23 protein-coding genes are annotated in these 22,482 nt (G+C 59.1%); 14 read left to right on the top strand and 9 right to left on the bottom strand.

The window, feature by feature from the left end:
• The first annotated feature begins 1 nt into the window (after nucleotide 1).
• Together fabI and F8N44_RS12155 are read left to right on the top strand one after the other, a co-directional pair.
• Nucleotides 2–796: an enoyl-ACP reductase FabI gene (fabI, locus tag F8N44_RS12160; protein ID WP_007910591.1), complete on the top strand. Its 795-nt coding sequence runs from the start codon at nucleotides 2–4 to the stop codon at nucleotides 794–796.
• A 635-nt stretch (nucleotides 797–1,431) separates the two neighbouring features.
• Nucleotides 1,432–4,080, top strand: coding sequence for a hypothetical protein (locus F8N44_RS12155; RefSeq protein WP_150650478.1), 2,649 nt, complete (start codon nucleotides 1,432–1,434; stop codon nucleotides 4,078–4,080).
• A gap of 168 nt (nucleotides 4,081–4,248) precedes the next feature.
• Here F8N44_RS12155 and F8N44_RS12145 read toward each other — a convergent pair whose 3' ends face one another.
• Genes F8N44_RS12145 through F8N44_RS12130 form a run of 4 tightly spaced genes read right to left on the bottom strand, consistent with a single transcriptional unit; the run spans nucleotide 4,249 to nucleotide 8,490 of the window.
• The gene (locus F8N44_RS12145) at nucleotides 4,249–5,214 is read right to left on the bottom strand and encodes a sensor domain-containing diguanylate cyclase (protein WP_150650477.1); all 966 of its coding nucleotides are present in this window, start codon (nucleotides 5,212–5,214) and stop codon (nucleotides 4,249–4,251) included.
• 55 nt (nucleotides 5,215–5,269) lie between these two features.
• Nucleotides 5,270–5,848, bottom strand: coding sequence for a hypothetical protein (locus F8N44_RS12140; protein ID WP_016986541.1), 579 nt, complete (start codon nucleotides 5,846–5,848; stop codon nucleotides 5,270–5,272).
• Between the two features lies 1 nt (nucleotide 5,849).
• A complete protein-coding gene (locus F8N44_RS12135) occupies nucleotides 5,850–8,012 on the bottom strand; it encodes a xanthine dehydrogenase family protein molybdopterin-binding subunit (RefSeq protein WP_150650476.1) in 2,163 nt (720 codons plus the stop codon).
• 22 nt (nucleotides 8,013–8,034) lie between these two features.
• Nucleotides 8,035–8,490, bottom strand: coding sequence for a (2Fe-2S)-binding protein (locus F8N44_RS12130; protein WP_003224136.1), 456 nt, complete (start codon nucleotides 8,488–8,490; stop codon nucleotides 8,035–8,037).
• A gap of 264 nt (nucleotides 8,491–8,754) precedes the next feature.
• Between F8N44_RS12130 and F8N44_RS12125 the strand changes: the two genes are divergently transcribed.
• Nucleotides 8,755–9,585, top strand: coding sequence for an alpha/beta fold hydrolase (locus F8N44_RS12125; protein ID WP_150650475.1), 831 nt, complete (start codon nucleotides 8,755–8,757; stop codon nucleotides 9,583–9,585).
• Between the two features lie 181 nt (nucleotides 9,586–9,766).
• Here the strand turns inward: F8N44_RS12125 and F8N44_RS12115 are convergent, their stop codons facing one another.
• From F8N44_RS12115 to F8N44_RS31310, 3 genes are read right to left on the bottom strand one after another with little or no spacing between them, the layout of a single operon-like run.
• The gene (locus F8N44_RS12115) at nucleotides 9,767–10,159 is read right to left on the bottom strand and encodes a GFA family protein (protein WP_150650474.1); all 393 of its coding nucleotides are present in this window, start codon (nucleotides 10,157–10,159) and stop codon (nucleotides 9,767–9,769) included.
• 27 nt (nucleotides 10,160–10,186) lie between these two features.
• Nucleotides 10,187–10,606 carry a type II toxin-antitoxin system YafO family toxin gene (locus tag F8N44_RS12110; protein ID WP_150650473.1) on the bottom strand — a complete coding sequence of 140 codons (420 nt, stop codon included), beginning with the start codon at nucleotides 10,604–10,606 and terminating at the stop codon, nucleotides 10,187–10,189.
• Between the two features lie 6 nt (nucleotides 10,607–10,612).
• Complete coding sequence (locus F8N44_RS31310) at nucleotides 10,613–10,759, bottom strand: hypothetical protein (RefSeq protein ID WP_163004822.1); 147 nt, start codon at nucleotides 10,757–10,759, stop codon at nucleotides 10,613–10,615.
• A 561-nt stretch (nucleotides 10,760–11,320) separates the two neighbouring features.
• On the opposite strand from F8N44_RS31310, the gene F8N44_RS12105 reads away from it, so the two are divergent.
• From F8N44_RS12105 to F8N44_RS12095, 3 genes are all read left to right on the top strand, one after another.
• A complete protein-coding gene (locus F8N44_RS12105; protein ID WP_150650472.1) occupies nucleotides 11,321–11,686 on the top strand; it encodes a DUF6124 family protein in 366 nt (121 codons plus the stop codon).
• A gap of 157 nt (nucleotides 11,687–11,843) precedes the next feature.
• Nucleotides 11,844–12,755 (top strand): carboxymuconolactone decarboxylase family protein, encoded by a 912-nt coding sequence (locus F8N44_RS12100; protein WP_263597107.1) that lies wholly within the window; start codon nucleotides 11,844–11,846, stop codon nucleotides 12,753–12,755.
• Between the two features lie 131 nt (nucleotides 12,756–12,886).
• A complete protein-coding gene (locus tag F8N44_RS12095; protein WP_150650471.1) occupies nucleotides 12,887–13,555 on the top strand; it encodes a class I SAM-dependent methyltransferase in 669 nt (222 codons plus the stop codon).
• A gap of 250 nt (nucleotides 13,556–13,805) precedes the next feature.
• On the opposite strand, the gene F8N44_RS12080 is transcribed toward F8N44_RS12095, so the two are convergent.
• Nucleotides 13,806–14,057, bottom strand: coding sequence for a transmembrane sensor/regulator PpyR (locus tag F8N44_RS12080; RefSeq protein ID WP_150650470.1), 252 nt, complete (start codon nucleotides 14,055–14,057; stop codon nucleotides 13,806–13,808).
• Nucleotides 14,058–14,345: 288 nt separating this feature from the next.
• Between F8N44_RS12080 and F8N44_RS12075 the strand changes: the two genes are divergently transcribed.
• From F8N44_RS12075 to F8N44_RS12040, 8 genes are all read left to right on the top strand, one after another.
• Nucleotides 14,346–14,870, top strand: coding sequence for a sigma-70 family RNA polymerase sigma factor (locus tag F8N44_RS12075; protein WP_150650469.1), 525 nt, complete (start codon nucleotides 14,346–14,348; stop codon nucleotides 14,868–14,870).
• A gap of 4 nt (nucleotides 14,871–14,874) precedes the next feature.
• Entirely contained in the window at nucleotides 14,875–15,840 is a 966-nt protein-coding gene (locus F8N44_RS12070) for a FecR domain-containing protein (RefSeq protein WP_150650468.1), read from the top strand.
• Nucleotides 15,841–15,928: 88 nt separating this feature from the next.
• Nucleotides 15,929–18,349: a TonB-dependent siderophore receptor gene (locus F8N44_RS12065; protein ID WP_150650467.1), complete on the top strand. Its 2,421-nt coding sequence runs from the start codon at nucleotides 15,929–15,931 to the stop codon at nucleotides 18,347–18,349.
• Nucleotides 18,350–18,440: 91 nt separating this feature from the next.
• On the top strand, nucleotides 18,441–18,944 hold the full coding sequence (locus F8N44_RS12060; protein WP_150650466.1) for a VOC family protein: 504 nt from the start codon (nucleotides 18,441–18,443) through the stop codon (nucleotides 18,942–18,944).
• A 35-nt stretch (nucleotides 18,945–18,979) separates the two neighbouring features.
• Nucleotides 18,980–19,813, top strand: a complete 834-nt coding sequence (locus F8N44_RS12055; RefSeq protein WP_150650465.1) for an AraC family transcriptional regulator — start codon at nucleotides 18,980–18,982, stop codon at nucleotides 19,811–19,813.
• A 185-nt stretch (nucleotides 19,814–19,998) separates the two neighbouring features.
• On the top strand, nucleotides 19,999–20,301 hold the full coding sequence (locus F8N44_RS12050) for an ArsR/SmtB family transcription factor (RefSeq protein WP_007910618.1): 303 nt from the start codon (nucleotides 19,999–20,001) through the stop codon (nucleotides 20,299–20,301).
• A gap of 61 nt (nucleotides 20,302–20,362) precedes the next feature.
• Nucleotides 20,363–21,346 (top strand): zinc-dependent alcohol dehydrogenase family protein, encoded by a 984-nt coding sequence (locus F8N44_RS12045; RefSeq protein ID WP_150650464.1) that lies wholly within the window; start codon nucleotides 20,363–20,365, stop codon nucleotides 21,344–21,346.
• Nucleotides 21,347–21,367: 21 nt separating this feature from the next.
• A complete protein-coding gene (locus F8N44_RS12040) occupies nucleotides 21,368–21,676 on the top strand; it encodes an antibiotic biosynthesis monooxygenase family protein (protein ID WP_150650463.1) in 309 nt (102 codons plus the stop codon).
• Nucleotides 21,677–21,793: 117 nt separating this feature from the next.
• Here F8N44_RS12040 and F8N44_RS12035 read toward each other — a convergent pair whose 3' ends face one another.
• Nucleotides 21,794–22,381 (bottom strand): LysE family translocator, encoded by a 588-nt coding sequence (locus F8N44_RS12035; RefSeq protein WP_122600306.1) that lies wholly within the window; start codon nucleotides 22,379–22,381, stop codon nucleotides 21,794–21,796.
• Nucleotides 22,382–22,482: the final 101 nt, after the last annotated feature.

Below are 22,482 nucleotides of genomic sequence, written 5' to 3'. Positions count from 1 at the left end.
CATGGGTTTTCTCGCCGGTAAGCGCGTACTGATCGTCGGTGTCGCCAGCAAGCTGTCCATCGCATCCGGCATCGCTGCCGCCATGCATCGCGAGGGCGCTGAGCTTGCCTTCACTTATCAGAACGACAAACTGAAAGGTCGTGTTGAAGAATTCGCCCAAGGCTGGGGTTCGAGCCCTGAGCTGTGCTTCCCGTGCGACGTGGCCAGCGATGAAGAAATCGCCAAGGTCTTCGAAGCACTGAGCAAGAAGTGGGACGGCCTGGACTGCATCGTCCACTCCGTAGGCTTCGCCCCGGGCGACCAACTGGACGGCGACTTCACCGAAGCCACCACCCGTGACGGTTTCCGCATCGCTCACGACATCAGCGCCTACAGCTTCGTGGCCCTGGCCAAAGCCGGCCGCGAAATGATGAAAGGCCGCAATGGCAGCCTGCTGACCCTGTCGTACCTGGGCGCCGAGCGCACCATGCCGAACTACAACGTGATGGGCATGGCCAAGGCTTCGCTGGAAGCTGGCGTCCGTTACCTGGCCGGCTCTTTGGGCCCGGACGGCACCCGCGTCAACTGCGTATCGGCTGGCCCGATCCGCACCCTGGCAGCGTCGGGCATCAAGAACTTCCGCAAGATGCTGGCCGCCAACGAAGCGCAAACCCCGCTGCGTCGCAACGTCACCATCGACGAAGTCGGCAACGCCGGCGCCTTCCTGTGTTCCGACCTGGCGTCGGGCATCAGCGGCGAAATCATGTACGTCGACGGCGGCTTCAACACCACCGCCATGGGCAACATCGAAGAGTGATCTTCGCCTAGCCAATAAAAAACCCGCCGGATATGGCGGGTTTTTTTATGCCTGAGATAAACCGCCCCTGCACTACATATGTACCGCTCGGCCTGCTGTCCCTCGCTCGATAATCGGCGCTTGATGCCTGTCAGCCGCCAAGGAGAGCACAGATGAGCGACACACCACCCACCCTGCCCCCGCAACAGACCCTGATTCAAAACCTTATTGCCGAGCTGACCGCAGCCCCCGTGATTACGCCCGACACCCCTTCGCGTACGCTTGAAATTCCTCGCTCATGCCTGCTGCGCGAATGGATGGAGCTTTACTGGACAGCCCTTGAACGTCCCGAGTTTCTGGACTGGGCCAGCCGCTTCCACATCGATCTCGATACCTTGCGTCTCAAGGGCGACACCCTGCAAGCGCAGATTCCGTCAAACGGCACCACGAGCCTGCGCACATTCACGCTGGAAGATGACTCCGGCTGGTGGCAGATGGCGCCGATGTTATTGTCCATCGCCCAGCACATCGACCCCGGCAGGCTCGGTCTGCCTTACATTGGTGGTAAATCCGCCAATCCGCTGTATCGGTTCCCCCGTGAAGTGGTACTGGCGTTTTACGGGTATCCAGAACCGCAAAACGCGATTCAGGCGAAAATGATCGTCGTCGAACTGAAGGCTGGTGGTCTTGCTGCAATCGATCAAAACGGCAACACCACCTCTGCGGTGGTCAAGGAACGTACCGCGCAGTTGCAGGACCTTAAAGTCATCGCCGAAACCATCGATGAAGTGGTGCGCACCAGCGATCCGTTCGAGCAACGCAGCCTCGCCAACACTCCGGTGTCACTCAACTCGGCGTCCGTCTTGGCCACGCGCGGCGGCCCGCGTCTCAAGCTCGGACAGCTTCTGGCGAGCTATGGATGGCCTCAACCGGTAAATGTCGAGGAGGCCCGGGTGCTTGCGCAACGCTTGCGACAGCACGACTGGCCGCCGCTGCCCTACGTCAGCGAATATGTACAGACGGGAATCCGGATCAAGCACTATCAGGATGAATTCGCCGATATCGAAGACTGTCGGCATATCGTCCGGCGTCTGGAAGACCTGAGCTGGAACAAGACCCCCACGGCGAAAATCGATCTGGAAGAACTCAGTGAACCGATTGCGCTCTCGGCGCTGGGTGAACGTATCGCAATAGGCCAACGTCAATTGCTGAAGCTGCGGTCCGAACCGGCATTCCAGGCTATTTTGCAGCAACACAAATTGCCTGCGGACAGTCAACTGCTGCTGACCAGTACCGGTCACGTCGGTACGTCCAGCGAACACGGCTGGGTAACGCTGACATCGCAGGTGGAAAAACACGCCGGCCTGAAATCCTATCGTGATCGACTCAGGAACCAGGCACGTGAAGCCGGCGGTGCTTTGCGCGTCAGCGGCCAGGTCAGCCTTGCGCAAATGCTGGGTTTCTACCAAATATCACGGCCCAAAACGGTACAGCAAGCACTGCTCATCGCCAAATGGGAGAGGACAAACCTGCACATGCGCCCCGGGCACATGAATCACTGGTATTTATTAGGTCAGCCCGGCAAGCAGACCGAACGTTTAACTACCGAGCAACGGCGAATCATCGTTGAGACCACCCGTGCATTCATGCCCAAGGACTCGGCGCCATTGATCGATTATCTGAGCGAAGGCGTCGATACCGATCTGCCTCTCGCCACCCTCAAGGCCAAAGCCGATTATCTGATCAGCCGGATTCTGATCACAGCGCGAGCCCAGGCATTGGGCAATGAATTACTCGACAAACTTGCCGCGCCTGCTCACACCAAGGCACTTCTGGCCACCAATCGCGAGCGCCTGCTCATCGCGGCGCTGATTCTCAGCCTCGACGCGACGGCGGGTGAGCATCCGGACCGCATCATCGGCCAGCCCTTGAATGACAATTTCTTCTGGGGCGAGAGTTACGAGGAGGTGCGACGCTTTATCGATCACCAATTCGGTCTGACATTGGTAAAAAACAAGACACTGGCCACCCATCTTTTGTTATCCGGCCTCGCCCCGGAATTTTTGATCCGTGATATTCCCGCAAACATCAATTACATGAGTTGCGTACGCTGGGTCAGGTTGAAACAGATCGTGCTTTATATCGAAAACCGTTTTCCGGGCGTGGCACGCCTGATGACGTACGGACAATTGTCCGCGCTGACCAAAGGGCAGGTCCCGGCTGACTTTTACACGTTCCTGCGCAGTAATGCCTGCGCTTCGGCCGTGCTGGACTGGGCAGTGGTCAGAGGCTTGATCCAGCGTAAATCCGAAAGCTCGACGACGCTCTATGACGCCGTCTCGCTGAAGCGCGCCGATATTGCCTTTCGCAAGCACAATCGCCAGATGAGCCAGTTTTACCGCCGGGCTTTTATGGCGCCATTCCCGACGCCCGCCACGGTCGCCCTGAATGATCTGCGCAAGATCTTCGTCGATAATGCGCATCTGGAGGACAAGGCTCTGTTCCTTCCTGCATCGAAAAATGACTGTTACTCGCTGATCGAAATGCATCTGGCCGCCAGGCTATCCACTGATATGCAGGCCTGGCAATCGAACCATGCACAAGTCTCGTTGACATCAATGAGCGCATCATTTGCCAGGCTTCGTCACGTGCCGACGCTCTTTCATGCGGCACTTGCTGCTCGCCTCAAGCAAATGAAAAACGCCCATATCGCCCTCATCAAGGAAGCCTTCTGCCGTTTGCCGCTGGCGCAACGGCTCGACATCGAAGACAACACCGTGGAATTGCTCGCCCTGCAGCCACTGCCCTGCCCAGCAAAAAACCTTGCGGGACAAATAAAACCCGCTGGCGACACCGCACCGTTCGCCATCATTGCTCTGTTACGCGGAACGACGCACAGGGTGTTCGAAATTTTCACCCAACGGTCAGCGGTTGTCCTGCGGCGCGATATCGATATCGCCCTGCTTGCACCGTCTGCTGCGAACGCGAAGGCGAAATCGCTGCCTTTCGATGCCCAGGCATATCGCGACGGAACCTTGCCCAACGCCAATGCCACGTGCAACGCACTCATCACCCGCCTCAAGGTTCACGGTGCACCCTTGCCGCAGCAAACGCGCAGTGACGTTCCCGATACCTTTTCCTCGAAAAAGGTCGAGGCCATCGCCACCACCGCTGTCCGGCATCTGTTCGATGCCTACGAAAGCCAAGCACTGCAACAAGCACTGATCGCACCGGCGCTCAAGGATACCGATGAAAGTCAGGACCAATGGCTGAAGTTTTACGCGACCCTGACTCCGCCCAGATAATGCCGTGTCGTGCATCGGCGTCATCGAAGAGGTGATGCCTGGATTCACCGCCAATCCCTGTAGGAGTGAGCCTGCTCGCGATAGCGGTGGGTCAGCCGATGAAGATGTTGAAAGTGTGGACGCCATCGCGAGCAGGCTCACTCCTACAGGGGATCTGCGGTGCATTCGCTAACAGCGCTTCAGGGCCTGCTTGTGCGCATACATCGCGCCGTCGGCATCCGCCAACAGCCGATCCACAGTCTCATGGCGCTTGGCGTCATATTCGATCTGACCCACGCTGAAGCGAATCGCATAGCCCCGGTGCAACGTGGCATTGCGCTCCTCGAGGATATCCTTGAGCCGCGCCATGATCGTCGTGGTTTCAACATGGCTGGAGCCGGTCAGCAACGCCACAAACTCATCCCCGCCCAGCCGCCCGACCACGTCACTTTCGCGAAAGGCAATGCGTAGCACATCGGCAAAGGTCTTCAGCGCACTGTCGCCCTCGGCATGCCCATACAGATCGTTGATCTGCTTGAAGTCATTAAGATCAAAAAACAGCAAGGTCGCCGGCCGTTCCAGCCGCGCGCAGGCGTCCAATGCATGCTGCGCCAACTGCTTGAAACCACGGCGATTGGACAACAAGGTCAATTCATCCATGCTCGCGATCTGCACAGCGGCCAACTCTTGCTCGGCCATTTCCGCCAGATCACGCAACAGCGCGCGTTCTTCCTCATCAAGGTCGCGGGGCTTGGTGTCGATCAGGCACAGCGTGCCCATTTTGTTGCCATTGGGCACGGTCAGCGGGTAACCGGCGTAGAAACGAATGTTCGGTGCACCAGTTACCAGCGGGTTGTCATGGAAGCGCACATCTTCGCGGGCGTCAGGCACCAACAGCAGGCCGTCGTTAAGAATTGCATGACCGCAGAACGAGATATCCCTCGACGTCTCGCTGACATCAAGCCCCACACACGACTTGAACCACTGCCGATTGGTGTCGACCAGCGTGACCAGTGCAATCGGCACATTGAACAGGCGTTTCGCCAACCGTGTCAGTCGATCGAAACGCTCTTCAGGGGCGGAATCGAGCAGTTCGAGTCCGTGTAGCGCTTGAACTCGCGCCGTTTCATTCGCGGGTTTTCCTGGAACCAGCATCAGCACACTCCATTGGCAACAATGCTTTCAAGCGTAGCGCTAATTTGGCAATGGCTCACATTTGCGCCACCGGGCATGGCCCGCCCGCATCGGCCCACAGCTTGAATTGCGCGACAAAAATATCGTGCGGCACCGGCACCGGCGCGCGCCCTGCTCCGGGATTCCAGCCCCACAGCACCAGTTTGTCTTCGCTGACATGTTTGATCAGCGCGGCGAAGTCGCGATCGCCGTTGCTTGAGCGATCCTTGATCATCGCGCAGAGTTTGTCCGGCGGCAGGCCGATCCAGGCCATTTTGTGCGCCGCCGGCGGCAGGCTCCAGTGCGGCGCACCCGGCGGTGCATGCGGGCCGTAACTGGCCGGCGGATTGTTTTCCGCGTGACAGGTCGCACAGGGCAAACCGGCGGCACCTTTGCCGTCCATGCCGCGCACCACGTTCATCGCATGGGGGATGCCAGCGTCGAACTGCAAAGGCGAATCCCCAGGAATATGGCAGTTCTGGCAGCGCGGACTTTGAAAGACTTTCTGCACCGTGCCGAACGCCTTCAGCGCTTCCTGATCATCGGCAAACAGGTCCGAGGCATAACCGCCCAGCCCCAACAGAATCACCGTGCCCAACACTAGATGTCGTTTCATCTCACACCCCCGACAGTTGCAGCGGCAACTCGCGCAGACGTTGCCCGGTCAGAGCGAACACCGCGTTGGCCACGGCTGGCGCGGTAGGTGGCACGCCGGGCTCGCCGATGCCGCCGGGTTTCTCGCTACTGGGGACGATATGCACTTCGACCACCGGCATTTCGTTGAGCCGAAGTACCTGGTAATCGTGATAGTTGGACTGCACCACACCGCCGTTCTTCACGGTGAGCTTGCTGTGCAGCGCCATGCTCAGGCCAAAGGTGATGCACGATTCCATCTGCGCGGCGATGCTCTGCGGATTCACCGCAATCCCGCAATCCACCGCGCAGACCACGCGATGCACGCGAATCGCCAGATTGTCCTGCGACACCTCGGCGACCTGCGCCACATAGCTGCCGAATGATTCGTGCACCGCCACGCCGAGGGCATGGCCGTCCGGCAGCGGCGCACCCCAGTTGGCCTTTTCCACCGCCAGATTGAGCACACCGAGGTGGCGCGGGTGCGCCTTGAGCAGCGTTCGCCGGTACTCAACCGGATCCTTGCCCGCCGCTGTCGCCAGTTCATCGATCAGCGATTCCATGACGAAACCCGTGTGAGTGTGACCGACCGAACGCAGCCACAGCACATTGATGCCGGTTTTCGGCGAATGCAGGTCGACCTGATGATGCGCCAGATCCTTGATGTAGGGACTGTCGGCCACGCCCTCGACCGAAGTCACATCGATGCCGTTCTTGACCATTGTTGCCTCAAGCATCGTCCCGGCCATGATCGACTGCCCCACCAGCACATGCTGCCAGCTCAGCGGCAGGCCATCGGCGCCCAGGCCGACCCGGGCCTGATGCAGGTACATCGAGCGGTAATAGCCGCCGCGAATATCGTCTTCCCGTGCCCACACGGTTTTCACCGGCATGGCGGCAGCTTTCGCCACTTGCACCGCTTCAGCGACGAAGTCCGAGGTCGGATTGGCCCGCCGGCCGAAACCACCACCGAGGAATTCGGTATGAATTTCGACCTGCTCGGGCTTGAGCCCGGTGATTTTGCTGGCGACCATTTGATCCAGTGTCTGAAATTGCGTGCCGGTCCATATCTCACATTTGCCGGCGCTGATTTTCACCGTGCAATTGAGCGGTTCCATCGGCGCGTGAGCCAGATAAGGCACGCTGTATTCGACGTCGATTTTCTTCGCGGCTTTGCCGAAACTGGTTTTCGCGTCCCCAGCCTGGGTGGCGGAAGTGCCCGGCGTCGCCGCCAGTTTGCGGAAACTCTCCAGCAGTTTTTCACTGCTCATGTCGGCAAGCGATCCCAAGTCCCAATCGACCTTCAGTGCATCGCGGCCCAGCTTCGCCGCCCAGAAATGCTCGGCCACCACCGCGACTCCGCTGGGCACTTGCAGCACCTTGTGCACACCGGGAATCGCCAGCGCTGCGGCGCCTTCGAAGGATTTGACCGTGGCGCCGAACACCGGCGCGCGCGCGACCATCGCGGTCATCAGGCCTTCAAACTGCACGTCCATGCCGAACTTGGCGCGGCCGGTGATTTTCTCCGGCGTGTCGAGGCGCTTGGTCGGTTTGCCGATGACTTTCCAGTCTTTGGCTTCCTTGAAAGTGATCGACTTCGGATCCGGCACCGGCAGTTGCCCGGCAGCGTCCGCCAGTTCGCCATAAGTGGCGCGTTTGTCGCCGGCAATCACCACGCCCGATTCAGTGCGAATCGTCGATGGCGCCACCTCAAAGTGTTTCGCCGCCGCCTCGACCAGCATCTGCCGCGCCGTTGCGCCTGCCAGCCGATAGCGGTCGAACTCCATCCACGTCGACGTCGATCCGCCGGTGATCTGCATGCCGCCAAACGCGGGCATGCCGTAATCCGCCGCCGACGCGGGCGAGTGCTCGACGCGGATCTTCGACCAGTCCGCGTCCAGCTCTTCGGCAATCAACATGGTCAGGCCGGTCCAGATGCCCTGGCCCATTTCCGAATGCCCCAGCAAAACGGTGACGCTGTTGTCCGCCGCAATCCGCAAAAACGCATTCGGCGCAAACACCTTGCCTTCATTCTCGGCCGCATAGGCAAACTTGTGGCCGCCGGGGACGACAAACGCCACCACCAGCCCACCGCCCAACACGGCACTGCCCTTGAGAAAACCCCGACGCGATACAGGACTGTTCATCATCTATCTCCCACAGATTGAATCAGCCGATTTCCGAGGCACGCTTCACAGCGGCGCGAATGCGCGGATAAGTGCCGCAGCGGCAGATGTTGCCGGAGAGCGCCTGATCGATATCGCTGTCGGTGGGTTTGGGGATTTTCGCCAGCAAGGCGGCGGCAGACATGATCTGCCCCGACTGGCAGTAACCGCACTGCACCACGTCGAGTTCGGCCCAGGCTTGTTGCACCGGGTGCGAGCCGTCGGTGGACAGGCCTTCGATGGTGAGGATTTTCTGGCCGTGGGCCACAGCTGTTGCGGGAGTAATGCAGGCGCGCAACGGCGCGCCGTCAACGTGCACGGTGCAGGCCCCGCACTGGGCCATGCCACAGCCGAATTTGGTGCCGGTCAGGTGCGCAACATCGCGCAGGACCCAGAGCAACGGCATGTCCGCGGGGACATCGAGCTCCTGATCCTTGCCATTGATATTCAAGGTCAGCATCGGGGAAATTCCTCAGACTCACGGTGTTCTGAAGGGGCGCCGCTGTGGCCATCGATGCCTACGCGCGCCTCGGCTTATCCCTTTCAGCAAAGCCTAATTTGCGCACGAAGCCAGACGTTGCGACCACCGGTCATGCAGATATCGACTTTAATCCTACATTTGATAACGGCTCGCACTGAGCCAGCGCAGCAGAAATCCATCATGAGCAAAACCGGTCCGCGCTGCCGCGCGGGTTACCCATCACATTGGTCTGGAGTCGCGAACATGGGATTTGTCACCACCAAAGACGGCGTCGAAATCTTCTACAAGGATTGGGGCCCGAAAGACGCGCCGGTGATCCACTTCCACCACGGCTGGCCGCTCAGTTCCGACGATTGGGATGCGCAAATGCTGTTTTTCCTGGGCAAGGGCTTTCGGGTGGTTGCCCATGATCGCCGTGGGCACGGGCGTTCGAGCCAGGTCTGGGACGGGCACGATATGGATCACTACGCTGACGATGCGCTGGCGGTGGTCAATCATCTGGGTCTGAAGAATGTTGTGCATGTCGGTCATTCGACCGGTGGCGGTGAGGTGATTCATTACATTGCCCGGCATGGCCAGGACAACGTCGCCAAAGGGGTGCTGATCAGCGCAGTGCCGCCGCTGATGGTGCAGACCGAGAGCAATCCGGGTGGGCTGCCGAAGTCGGTATTCGATGATTTTCAGGCGCAGTTGGCGGCGAATCGCGCGCAGTTTTATCGCGACATTCCGACAGGGCCTTTTTATGGCTACAACCGGCCGGGCGCCACGCCATCGGAGGGGATTATTGCCAACTGGTGGCGGCAAGGGATGATCGGTGGGGCGAAGGCGCATTACGACGGGATCGTCGCGTTCTCGCAGACAGACTTCACCGAGGACTTGAAAAAGGTCACGGTGCCGGTGCTGGTGATGCATGGTGAGGATGATCAGATTGTCCCGTATGCGAACTCGGGGCCGTTGTCGGCGAAACTGCTGCCGAACGGCACGTTGAAATCGTATCCGGGGTTCCCGCACGGGATGCCGACGACGGAGGCCGAAACGATTAACGCGGATCTGTTGGCGTTTATTCGCGGCTGAAATCGTTGGCAGCCATACACTTCCCCCCTGTGGGAGCGAGCTTGCTCGCGAAAGCGTCATTACTTTCAATATTGATGTCGACTGACACGACGCATTCGCGAGCAAGCTCGCTCCCACAGAGACTATGTGACATGCCAAAAATCCTCACTCCATTCCAAGTCCCACAAGTTTTCTGCCCCCTCTACTTCTCTGTACGCGCGGTGCTCTCGCGATCACGCTCGTAGTGGTGAGCCAATGGCAGCGCCGGTAGCCATGACTCGCGGCGAATCGTCCAGAGTTCGTAGGTGGGTTTGAACTGACTCAGATCATCCAGCGACCCTACATTGACTTCGACTTCATCTGCCGAACGCGCGAACACCGGAGAGCCGCAGCGCGGACAGAAAAAGCGCCCGTTGTAGTCGCGCGTTTCGCCGATGACTTTCAGCGCATCCTCGGGAAATATGGCCGAGGTGCCGAACAACGCACCATGGCGCTTGCGGCAGTCGAGGCAGTGGCAGATACCGACACGATAAGGCTGACCTGCCACTTCAAAACGGACATCGCCGCACAGGCAGCCGCCAGTCAATCGATTCATATGACACCTCCTCTGCTCGACAGCCAATTACAGATCGTCCAAATCGGGAAAGGCAATCCTGCCCAGCGTCCAAGGCTCAACAATCTGGCAATGCACATTGCGCAGAAATGAGCCACACTCGCTTCGGTTATGGGCATCCGGGCCGGTGACCGTCAGTAACAGATATTCATCCCGAAACGCGTCATAGGCATAGATCAGCCAAAAGTCATTATCAGCGTCGTCAACCAATACAGTGCGGTAATACTGACGATTTATTTTTGCCCATCGAGTTTGCAGTGACGAAGTACTGGCAAGGTGGATATGGTGCATATCGGTCAGATCGAGTCGTTCGTCACGCCCGAAAATCCCGGGTAATTCACCGCACACCTTGTAGTTATAAAAATGTGCAGCGAAGTTTTGCCAGTTAGTGATTTTTTCAAAAAGCGCAGAAATCTTGATGGCTGGCATTCAGGCCTACTTTGTAATAGGTAGCCTGCCAGTGATCACAAATTTATCGAACACTTTCTGCCCATCACGCGCGGCTTGCCGAACATCAAGGAATGTCAGCTCATCACGAACTTCCTTTTTGTTAGGTTTGTCGGTCTTTCTGGTGGTGGCCATCGGAGCCTCCGAAGCTTGTGTATTCATGCTGACCAGCTTAAGTGATTAAGTTTTGACCGGCAAACGATAGGATCTTGTTTCAAGGCAGACAAGTCGGCGGATTCTTGCAGATCTGTAGGTCATTACACCCAAAATTGTAGTCCGTAAAACTCCTGAATTTAGATCTCATTGCTCGGCAATGCCCATTGGTAAACGTCATCCGGTTATCGCGTTTAAAGCACACAAACCGTTACGCCATCCTCCCTACAACACCTTGCGTCGTTACCTACGCGTACGCCAGAATCCGCCGGCTTACACGGCTATGGGCCGGGCTATATCGTTTGCCTGTCACTGCAAAACAGTGATCGGGTTTGGTAGCCCGCTTTAAATTGTCGTTGTTGCGACACCGTCGATGCTGTCTCCTTTTTTTGAGGTATGGCTTTGTATGGTGGGCATGCGTGGGGCTCATCCGTGAGCGCCGGGTTACCCAATTTGACCGGTCTACCAACCCGCGCATGGCCGCCACCCGCCGTTTGGTAGCGAGGGTGATGGCTCCCATTTTTTCAAATTGGAGCTTTATCCATGTTCAAAATCACGCCAAATCCACCGCCCACCGATCCAATCCCTCACGACCCCGCGCTTGACCCGCAAAAGGTCAAAGAGGCAACCAACCGCGCCCTCGACTACTACCTGCGACCCGAAGCACTGGGCGCTCCGCCAAGCTCGCCCCCGTTTCGCCCGGTCTATCTGGTGGACCCCACGCTGGATGAAGAAACCCTGCTGGTCGAAGCCTGTGAGTCGCTTTCCTACGCCCACTCCATGGCCGGCAACATCGCCAACTCGATAGGCGGCCCGGAGCGCAAACCGCTGCTGGCGCTGCAACAGGTGATCATGCTGAACGAGCTGTTGGTCAACCGTCTGCTGGACAAGCTACGCATCCCGCAGTAGCCAACACACGGAATGAGTGAGGGGTCACACCCTCACTTTCGCTCTGCCCCCTCCTGTCGATTGATGAGCAGAACTCATCAAGCCATCCCGATTTAGCCGTCTAGTCCCCACCAGTCACCTCGCTTAGTCTTCTCCCCACGCCCAATGGGAGATCGACATGCACAAGCACACACTCGGCATCCGTTCACTCGAATTATCCGCCCTCGGCTTTGGCTGCATGGGCCTGAGCCATGGTTATGGCTCGACCACGGATACTCAGAGAATCGCAGAACCGCAGTGGACGGAGCCTTCCACGATGGCTACTGACACACGCAGCAGCGCTGCCCTCCCCGCACTCATGGCGCTCTGCCTGAGCGTTGGCGCGATGTTCAGCCTTACCACCCAAGCAGTCGAGGCACCGAAATCCATGACCACCCCGCAAACCACCGCACAAGCCCTTTCGAACAAACAACAGACGATTCCACTGATTGCTGCGTTCATGGCGACCAGCGACATGCCCAACCTCAACGCGGCCCTCAACCAAGGACTCGACGCCGGCCTGACGATCAGCGAAACCCGGGAAATTCTCGTGCAGCTCTACGCTTACGTCGGCTTCCCACGCAGCCTCAACGCCTTGAACGAGCTGATGACGGTGGTGCAGGCGCGCAAACAACGCGGCATCGAAGATGCGCCGGGGCGTGAGCCGAGCCAGGCGATTCCAGTCGGGGATGAACTGCTGGCCGCCGGCACCGCGAATCAAACGAAAATCTCGGGCGCTCCGGTAAAGGGCCCGGTGTTCGAGTTCGCCCCGGTGATCAACCGGTACCTGCAAACCCACTTGTTCGGCGACATCTTCGAACGCGACAACCTCGACTGGCAAAGCCGCGAACTGGCCACAGTCGGAGCGCTGGCAGCGACGCCGGGCGTGGAACCGCAACTGCGCGCGCATATGGCGGCAAGCTTGCGCGTCGGGCTCAGCGCGGCACAGTTGGGCGAGGTCACTGAGCAGTTGAAAAAACACGGGGATGCGCAGACTGCCGAACGTGCGAATGCAGCGCTCAAGGAGGTTTTGGCGGCTTCGAAAAAATGACCTGAAAATGGACCTGATATCGATGTCTTAAAGAAAATCGGCGTTCGGGGTTGTGGTGGATACGCTCATCTACAAGCCCTTGCCTGCGCTCAGCGTCCATACTGTGGTTTTTCAAAAGTCGGGACACCGCCATGCCCTCCCCCGAATCCAGCCTTTTGCAGAGCTGGCACGACAACGCTGATGCCTGGATCGAAGTGATCCGCAGCGGCACCATTGAAAGTCGTCAGCAGGTTACCGATCAGGCGATTCTGCTGGCGATCATGGGTCGTCAGCCGCAGCGTGTGCTGGATCTGGGTTGCGGCGAAGGCTGGTTGTTGCGGGCGCTGGCGGATCGCGGGATTGATGCGGTCGGTGTGGATGGCGATGCGCGGCTTATTGAAGCGGCGCGTTTGGCGGGGGCAGCCCAGGTGCATGTCGCCAGTTATGACGCGTTGGTCGAGGCGAAGGTCGACGTGGGCCGTGACTATGAGCTGATCTGCGCCAATTTCTCATTGCTGCATCAGGACGTCATCCCGCTGCTGGCGGCGATGAATGCGCTGCTGGTTCCCGGCGGCACGTTGCTCATTCAGACACTGCATCCATGGTCTGTCGCGGCAGGCGATTACCAGGATGGCTGGCGCGAAGAAACCTTCGCCGGATTCAAGGGCCAGTGGCAGCCGATGCCGTGGTATTTCCGCACGTTGTCGAGTTGGCTGAATGCACTGGATATGGCCGGGTACCAACTGACCAGCCTGCGAGAGCCACAACACCCGCAAAGTCCGCTGCCGCAGTCGTTGCTAATGGTTGCCGAGCGCCGTTGAGTTTTCAGAAACACCACCACACTGTGGGAGCGAGCTTGCTCGCAAAAGCGGTGTGTCAGGCAATGCAGATTCCGACTGTGCCGACGCCTTCGCGAGCAAGCTCGCTCCCACAGGGTTTTGCGTTGACCACATATCCAGGGAACGCTGCTGCCCACTGTGGGAGCGAGCCTGCTCGCGAAAGCGGTGTGTCAGGCAATTCAAATACAGACTGTGCTGACGCCTTCGCGAGCAGGCTCGCTCCCACAGGGATCTATGCGGTTTGCGGGATCATCTGCGTTGCACGGATGCGGTACTGCGCGAGCAAGCGCATGACGTAGCCGATCTTGATCAGGGTCGGGCCGAGGATGGTCAGGGCGTGCATCGCCACCAGCAGCGCAATCGGCATCTGACCGTTGTAGAGGTAGGCGCCGTAGATGCCGGCCAGCAACATGACCAGCCCGGCGACAAGAATTTTGCTCGACAGATGCAGAACGTTCAGCGGGCTTTCGAAGAAAGTGAGCATGGTGGCGTATTCCTGAGCGGTTCGTTGTGTACTCTGAGTACTTCAAGTCCCGTGCCAGAATTTCAAACCAGTAGAATCAGTCACTTGCAGGGCATCGAGTCAATTTGACACAAACGCTATGAAGTCAGTTTGACTCCGCACCTTGTCATTAGTACTACACCCGATAAAAAACCAAAAACCCTCCACCTAAAAGCAAACCAATATCATTTGCGCACTTCCCATCCTTTTGCTTTAATCGCGACCCATTCTTATTTAGACCGATATCGGTCGTCTTGGACGCTTGCGCTGATGACCGTCGCCGATGCCTCGCTCGTGCACAATCTCTACCTTAGCCATCATCGTTGGCTGCACGAGCTATTGCGTCGACGCCTCAGCAACGCGATGGATGCCGCCGACCTCGCCCACGACACCTTCATCCGCGTGCTCAAGCGTCCGCAAACCTTCAATGGCGAAGTGCATGAGCGCTCGTATCTGGCGACCATTGCCCGGGGTTTATGCATCGATCACTGGCGCCGTCAGCAACTGGAACAAACCTGGCTGGAATCCCTCGCCAGCCGTCCACCTGCCTCGCAACCGTCGCTTGAGCAACAGGCAATCATTGTCGAAACCCTGCACGAAGTGGACGCCATGCTCCAGCGCCTGCCGCAGCGGGTCAGCGAAGCATTCATCCTCGCGCAATTACACGGCATGCCTTACAAGCTGATCGCCGAGCAGATCGGCGTCAGCGAGCGGATGATCAAGAAATATCTGGCGCAGGCGATGATGCATTGCGCGATCCTCGAAGCTGAACTCGACGGGTTACTGATTGAATAGCCCCGTGAACAAACTCAGCCACGCCAGCCTCGAGCAGGCCGCCAACTGGTACGTGCAATTGCATGACGAGCAGGTCGCCGAGCCTGAGCGTCTGCGTTGGCAGGCGTGGCTGGCGCAAAGTCCGGAGCATCAGGCCGCATGGCGTTATGTCGAACGGGTCGGCCAGCGTTTCGCGCCATTGCAGAGCGAAAGCGAAGCCGTCAGCCACGCCCTGCGCAACAGTGCGCGCAGCTCGATCAGCCGCCGTCAGTCACTCAAGGGCTTGCTGATTCTCGCGGCCACCGGGCTGGCGGGCTGGGCGGTCGGGCGCAATACGCCGCTGCTGGACTCGGTCGAACGCTTGAACGCCGATCTCTCCACCGGCACCGGGGAAACCCGCGAAGCTACGCTAAGCGATGGCAGTCGAATCTGGCTCAACGCCTTGAGCGCGTTGAACGTGCGCTTCGATGCGCGTCAGCGCTTGCTGCAACTGCGCGCCGGTGAAGTCCTGATCGATACCGCAAAAGACCTTGGGCGAGCCTTTTGGGTCGAGACCGAACATGGCCGGATGCGTGCACTGGGTACGCGTTTCAGCGTGCGCCAGACGGATCGCCACACGCTGCTGAATGTCTACGAGGGCGCCGTTGAGGCCACTAACCACCAAGGCGAAAGCCAAGTGGTGCAGGCCGGTCAGCAACTGGTATTCAGCGCCGGCCGGTTGTACACCGCGTCTGCAGCGGATCCAGCGCGCGAAGCCTGGCGCCGGGGCGTGTTGCTGGCCGATAACCTGCCGCTGGGTGAACTGATCGAAGAACTCAGCCGTCATCGCCCGGGACATCTGCATTGTGATCCGGCGGTGGCAAACTTGTCGGTGATGGGTTCGTTTCCGCTCAAGGACACCGATCAAGCCTTGCGTCTTCTGGAAGCGGCGCTGCCGATCCGCATCGACGAAACCTTCAACTGGTGGGTCAGCGTCGGGCCGAAAGCCTGAGGATTTTTCACACCCCGATTCCCTTTTTGCGGATTCATTCGGTTAACCCTCAGCAGCCCTCATTTCGTTGATCGCTTTCGGGAACTCCATGTTGCGCGCCACCCTCGCCCGCTGTCGTTTTGCTCTGGCCATGGCATCCGCCGTGCCGGGGTTGTGCGTGTCGATGGCGCGGGCAGATGTGCAGAAGCAGCATTACGCAGTGGCTCCCGGCTCATTGGTCACAGTGCTCAACCATTTCGCCGAGCAGAGTGGCGTGTTTATCGCCGGGCACAATGATCTGGCGGCAGACAAACGCAGCGCCGGTCTGAGCGGTGATTACACCCCGCAACAGGCTTTGCACATCCTCCTCAATGGCAGCGGTCTGCAAGCGCAGCGGCAAAGCGGCGGCGGCTACGTCCTGCGCAGCACAGCCTCTGCAGCCCCACTGCAACTGGATGCCACCACCATCAGCGGCAAAACCCTCGGCGCCATCACCGAGGACACTCACGCCTACACCACCGGCGTCAGCGCCTCCGCCACCGGTCTGCCGCTGTCCCTGCGCGAAACCCCGCAATCGGTCACGGTGATCACTCGCCAGCAACTCGACGATCAGGGCGCCAACGGCATCGCCGACGTGCTGCGCCGCGCGCCGGGCATCAGCGTGCAGAACTACGACAGCGAGCGCTGGGAGTTTTCCAGCCGTGGCGCGCCGATCACCAATTTCCAGTACGACGGGGTCAACACCGACTACGACGGCGTCTACGATTACGGCACCACCAGCACCGACATGGCGACCTTCGATCGCGTCGAAATCATCAAGGGCGCCACGGGATTGATGACCGGTTCGGGCGACCCGTCAGCCACGGTCAACCTGATCCGCAAACGCCCTACCCCCGCGTTCAAAGCCGCACTCAGCGGCAGCGTTGGTTCGTGGGACAACTACCGCAGCGAGTTCGACATCGCAGGGCCGCTGAACGACAACCTGCGCGCACGCTTCGTCGGCGTTCATCAGGAACGCAGCGCTTACGCCGATCACTACCAGAACAGCAAGGACATCGCCTACGCCATCGTCGAAGCCGACCTAAACCCGGACACTCTGTTGACCGTTGGTTTCGATCAACAGGACACCCGCTCACGCGGTGCCACCTGGACCGGTTTCCCGATGTTCTACAGCGACGGTTCGCGGACGAATTTCTCGCGCTCGTTCAACCCGGCCACAGACTGGAGCCGCCGCGACTTTATCAACCAGACCTTGTTTGCCGCCCTCACCCGGCAATTGCAAAACGACTGGGCGTTGAAAATCAGCTACGACCGCAAACGCCGCGAGCACGACACCCTGCTCGGCTCCGCCAGTGGCGGCAATCCGGACCCGGTGAGCGGCGACGGCATGTTCCTCTACATGGGCAAATTCAAGGGCGACGAGGTGCAGGACAACCTCGATATCAACCTCGGCGGGCCGTTCAGCCTGTTCGGTCGTGATCATCAGTTGCTGGTCGGTTTCATGGCGATGAACACGCGCCAGGACAACCCGGTTTACGGCTCGGTGTACCCGCCGCTCAACGGCAGCATTTTCGACTGGCATGGCGAGTTCGCCAAACCGGATATCCCGCAAATCGGTACGGACGCCATCCGCCAACGCCAGACCGGCGCATACCTCTCGACGCGCTTCAGGGTCAGCGACGATCTGGCACTGATCCTCGGCGCACGCGTCAGTGATTTCAGGGGCAGCGACCATCTCGATTACAGCGACCCGAACACCGCCAATGTCCGCGACGGCTACCGCCAGACCGGTGTGATCACGCCGTATGCCGGTGCTGTCTATGACCTCGATGACACCTACTCGCTCTACACCAGCTACACGCGCATCTATCAACCGCAACTGAGCAAGGACGCCACGGGCCAGATACTCGACCCGGTACAGGGCGATAGCTACGAAGCGGGGATAAAAGCTGAATACTTCGGAGGTCGGCTCAACGCCAGTTTTGCCGTGTTCCGCATCGAGCAGGACAACATCGCCGAACAGGTCAGCGGCTTCGACAATCAGGCGGTGTACCGGGCCGTGCAAGGCGCGACGACCAAGGGTTTCGAGTTCGAACTGGCCGGTGAAATCGCCGACGGCTGGAATCTCTCCGCCGGCTACGCCTACAACCACACGCGCGATGCCAAGGGCGATCCAGTTTACGCTTCGATCCTGCAAACCACCGCGCCCGAGCAATTGGTGCGGGTGTTCAGCCGCTATCGCCTGCCCGGCGCCTGGCAAAACCTCACCCTGGGCGGCGGTGTCAGTTGGCAGAGCGAATTCTTCGGCGACGTATTCCAGCCCGGCACCGAGCAGAACGTGCGCATCACGCAGGACAGTTACTACCTGGTCGACGCGATGGCGCGCTATCGCTTCAACGAGCACCTGAGCACTTCGCTCAACATCAAGAACCTCTTCGACAAGAGCTACTACACCGGTCTGGGCAATTTCGGCACCGGTTTCTACGGCGAACCGCGCAACCTGCAACTGTCCGCGCGCTGGGATTTCTGAAGCGCAACTTGTCGATCTACGGCACCGGCAATCGACCAGGGACTGACTACGCTGTTAATCCAGCGTGTCTAACCTGCCGAGGATGACTGCCATGCAACGCTTTCAGAAACTCACGCCCTGCCTGTGGTTCGACGATCAGGCCGAAGCGGCCGCGAAGTTTTACTGCTCGATCTTCGATAACGCGAAAATCACCGGCCTGACCCACTACAGCAAGGTCGGCCAGGAGTTTCACGGCAAGCCGGAAGGTGCGGTGATGACCGTCAGTTTCGAACTCGACGGCCAGACTTTCACCGGGCTCAACGGTGGGCCGATGTTCAAATTCAGCGAGGCGATCTCGTTTCAGGTCAATTGCCAGAATCAGGAAGAAGTCGACCATTTCTGGGGCAACCTGTCCGAGGGTGGCCCTGTCGAGGCCCAGCAATGCGGCTGGCTCAAGGACAAGTTCGGGGTGTCATGGCAGATCGTCCCGGTGGCGTTCATGCAAATGATGCTGGACCCGGACACCGCCAAGTCGCAGCGCGCGATGCAGGCCATGTTCCAGATGAAAAAACTCGACATTGCCGAACTGGAACGGGCCTTTGCCGGCCAGAGCTAATACACTGGCGCCCTGGCCTGCCGGGAATAACAACGATGAAACACGCTGCCGCCAAACACCCTGAAAAAGCCCCGCGTTTCTGGCGTGACGCGGCGCTGCCATTCATTGAAGCGCGGGCCATCGCCGATGGTCGCGACGTCTGCTATGCGCGGCATTCCCACGCGCATTTTTCCATCGGTGCGATCACTGCCGGGCGCAGCACGTATGTGCATGAGCAGGCACAGTTCGAAGTCGCGGCGGGCACTGTGGTGCTGATGAATCCCGGTGATGTGCATGCGTGCAATCCGATTGATGACCAGCCTTGGTCGTACGTGATGCTGTACGTCGAGACGCCATGGCTGACGGATTTGCAGCATCAGTTGGGCTTTGCCAGTAATCTTGAGTTTCGGCGTTTTTCCACCACTCACCTCAATGATGCTGCGCTGTTCAACGAACTGAACGGGCTGTATCAAACGTTGGTCGACCCGCAACAGGATGTGCTGCGGAAACAGAGCGCAGCAGTGGAGTTTTTCAGCGACCTGCAACTGCGTTTGAACCCCGCCGGCCCCTCTCTGCGCGAACCCAATTTCAAACTGAAACGCGCTGCGGACTTCATCCGCGAACACTGCACCGAAGTGCTGAACCTCGACGACATCTGCGCCGCGGCAGAGCTTTCACCGTCCTACCTGATCCGCGCGTTCAAACAGCATTACGGCATGACGCCCCACGCTTTTGTGGTCAACCAGCGCATCCAGTTCGCCCGCGAGCGTTTGCGCAGCGGGCAGTTGATTGCCGATGTGGCGCTGGAAGCCGGGTTTGCCGATCAGGCGCATTTTCAGCGAGCATTCAAACAGCATCTGGCGGCAACACCCGGGCAATATCGCGGCTGACGGCTTGCCCCGATTGATCGTTCCCACGCTCTGCGTGGGAAAGCAGCCCGGGACGCTCCGCGTCCCTTCCAGAGCCGAACGCAGAGCGTCCGATGAGGCATTCCCACGCGGAGCATGGGAACGATCAATCGCTGGCCAACACATTCAAATATTGACATATCGGTAAATTCCGATATCGTCGCGGCATGGACCTACTCGAAATCTTCAAAGCCCTCTCGAACCGCACACGCCTGGAAATCCTCAAAGGCTTGAAGGATCCCGAGAAACACTTTCCTCCGCAGGATGAGGGTGACGTGCACACGGTGGGTGTTTGCGTCAGCAGTATTCAGGAGGGCGTCGGGCTGTCGCAGTCGACGGTGTCCGATTATCTGGCGACGCTGCAACGCGCCGGCCTAGTCGAAGTCAGACGCATTGGGCAATGGACCTATTACAAACGTAACGAAGCAGCGATCAGTGCGCTGGCCGAGATCATCGGCAGCGAGCTGTAATTTTTTGCCCCAAGATATCGAGAATTCCCGATATCCCTTTTTACCGAAACGAGGAAATGCAATGAAAGCGATGATCCTTACTTCATTTGGCGGCGCGCAATCGTTCGAACTGTGTGACGTACCCAAGCCAGTGCCACAAGCGGGCGAAGTGCTGGTGCGGGTGCACGCCACCTCCATCAATCCGCTGGATTATCAGGTGCGCCGTGGCGACTATGCCGACCTGGTGCCCCTCCCCGCCATTACCGGGCACGACGTTTCTGGCGTTGTCGAAGCCGTCGGACCCGGGGTGACAGCCTTCGTACCGGGCGACGAAGTCTGGTACACCCCGCAGATTTTCGATGGTCCAGGCAGTTATGCCGAATACCACGTGGCGGCCGAAAGCATTATCGGCAAGAAGCCGCCCACACTGAGCCATCTTGAAGCGGCGAGCCTGAGTCTGGTTGGCGGCACGGCGTGGGAAGCGCTGGTTGTGCGCGCGGCGCTCAGAGTCGGCGAGAGCATTCTGATCCACGGCGGCGCGGGTGGCGTCGGTCATGTCGCAATCCAGCTGGCCAAAGCCATCGGCGCGAAGGTCTTCACCACCGTACGCGAAGCAAATTTCGAGTTCGCCCAGCGCATGGGCGCCGATGTGCTGATCGACTACAAAAAGGAAGATTACGTCGATGCGATCCTGCGCGAAACCGAGGGACGCGGCGTCGATGTGGTGTTCGACACCATTGGCGGCAATACGCTGACACGCAGCCCGGACGCCCTCGCACAGCTTGGCCGCGTGGTATCGATCGTCGACCTTGCCCAGCCACAAAACCTTATTCAGGCCTGGGGCAAGAACGCCAGCTATCACTTCGTGTTCACCCGACAGAACCGCGGCAAGCTCGATGAGCTAAACGCATTGATCACCAACGGTCAGTTGCGTCCACACGTTGGCGCGGTCTATCCGCTGGCCGACCTCGGTCTCGCCCATGCCTTGCTGGAAACGCCCAACAACGGCGTTCAAGGGAAGATCGCGATTGCTGTCGCGCCGTCACCCGAACTCGCCAATCGCTGAACTCAGTGCAAGGAGAACACCATGATTTATGAGATCGCTTTACTGCTCGTTCACACAGAACAAACTGCGGCGTTTCGGCATGCGTTTACCGAGGTCGAGCCGTTGCTCAAACGCGCCAAGGGTTACGGCGGGCACTTGCTCGCACAAGGCATCGAAACGCCTGAGGTGTTCAATCTGATCGTGCGCTGGCAGTCCCTTGAGGATCACACGCCGGGGTTTGAAGCGAGTGAGGACCATCGGCTGTTCATGCTGGGGCTGGAGGAATATTTTTCCGAGGAGCCGAAGGTTTATCACATTGAGGGCGGCGCCTTTCAGCAGCCGTTCGACTAACCTGCGGCAGTGACGCCCGATCAATGTGGGAGCGAGCTTGCTCGCGAATGCGGTGGAACAGTCAGCACATCCATTGACTGACACACCGCTTTCGCGAGCAAGCTCGCTCCCACAGGATCAAGTGAACAACAAGTAGATAGCGCTCAGTGCCAACAACCCTGCCATGCTCCGATTGAACCAGCGCATCCCCGCCGCATTGCTCAAATACCCACGCAAAAACGTCCCGGCATACGCCCAGCAGCCCACCGACAGATAACAGATCACCAGATACACCGCCGCAAACTGCCACACCAGCCGCGCCTCGCCATCGGCGACAAACGCGCCCATACCCGCGACACACGCCAGCCAGGCTTTCGGGTTGAGCCATTGCATTACCGCGCCATAGAGCATCGATGGCGCTCGTCCGGAATCCTTGGCGTTCAACTGCCCATCATCCACGGCCAGTTTCCACGCCATAAACAGCAGAAACGCCACGCCGGCCAGTTGCACCACGCGGGTCATGAATGGCCAGAGTTTCAGCACCTCGTGCAAACCCAGGCCCATCAGCACCAGCAACAGCACAAACCCCAACGTGGCCCCGGCGACATGCCGTTGACTGGCACGAAAACCGAACTGCGCCCCGGAACTCAACGCCACAATGTTCACCGGCCCCGGCGTGATCGACGCCGCCAGCGCAAACGCCGCCATGGATACAATCAGACTCATCGCACACCTGCTTCAAATCGAGGAACAAGGTGCACACCCTAGCCAGCGCCCGGTTCCCCGTATTGAAGAAAATGCCCCTGTGATCCTGATCGTTCCCACGC

This window comes from Pseudomonas fluorescens (assembly GCF_902497745.1).
In the GTDB taxonomy this organism is placed as follows: Bacteria; Pseudomonadota; Gammaproteobacteria; order Pseudomonadales; family Pseudomonadaceae; genus Aquipseudomonas; species Aquipseudomonas fluorescens_BM.
This window is presented reverse-complemented; position numbering and strand designations above follow the sequence as displayed.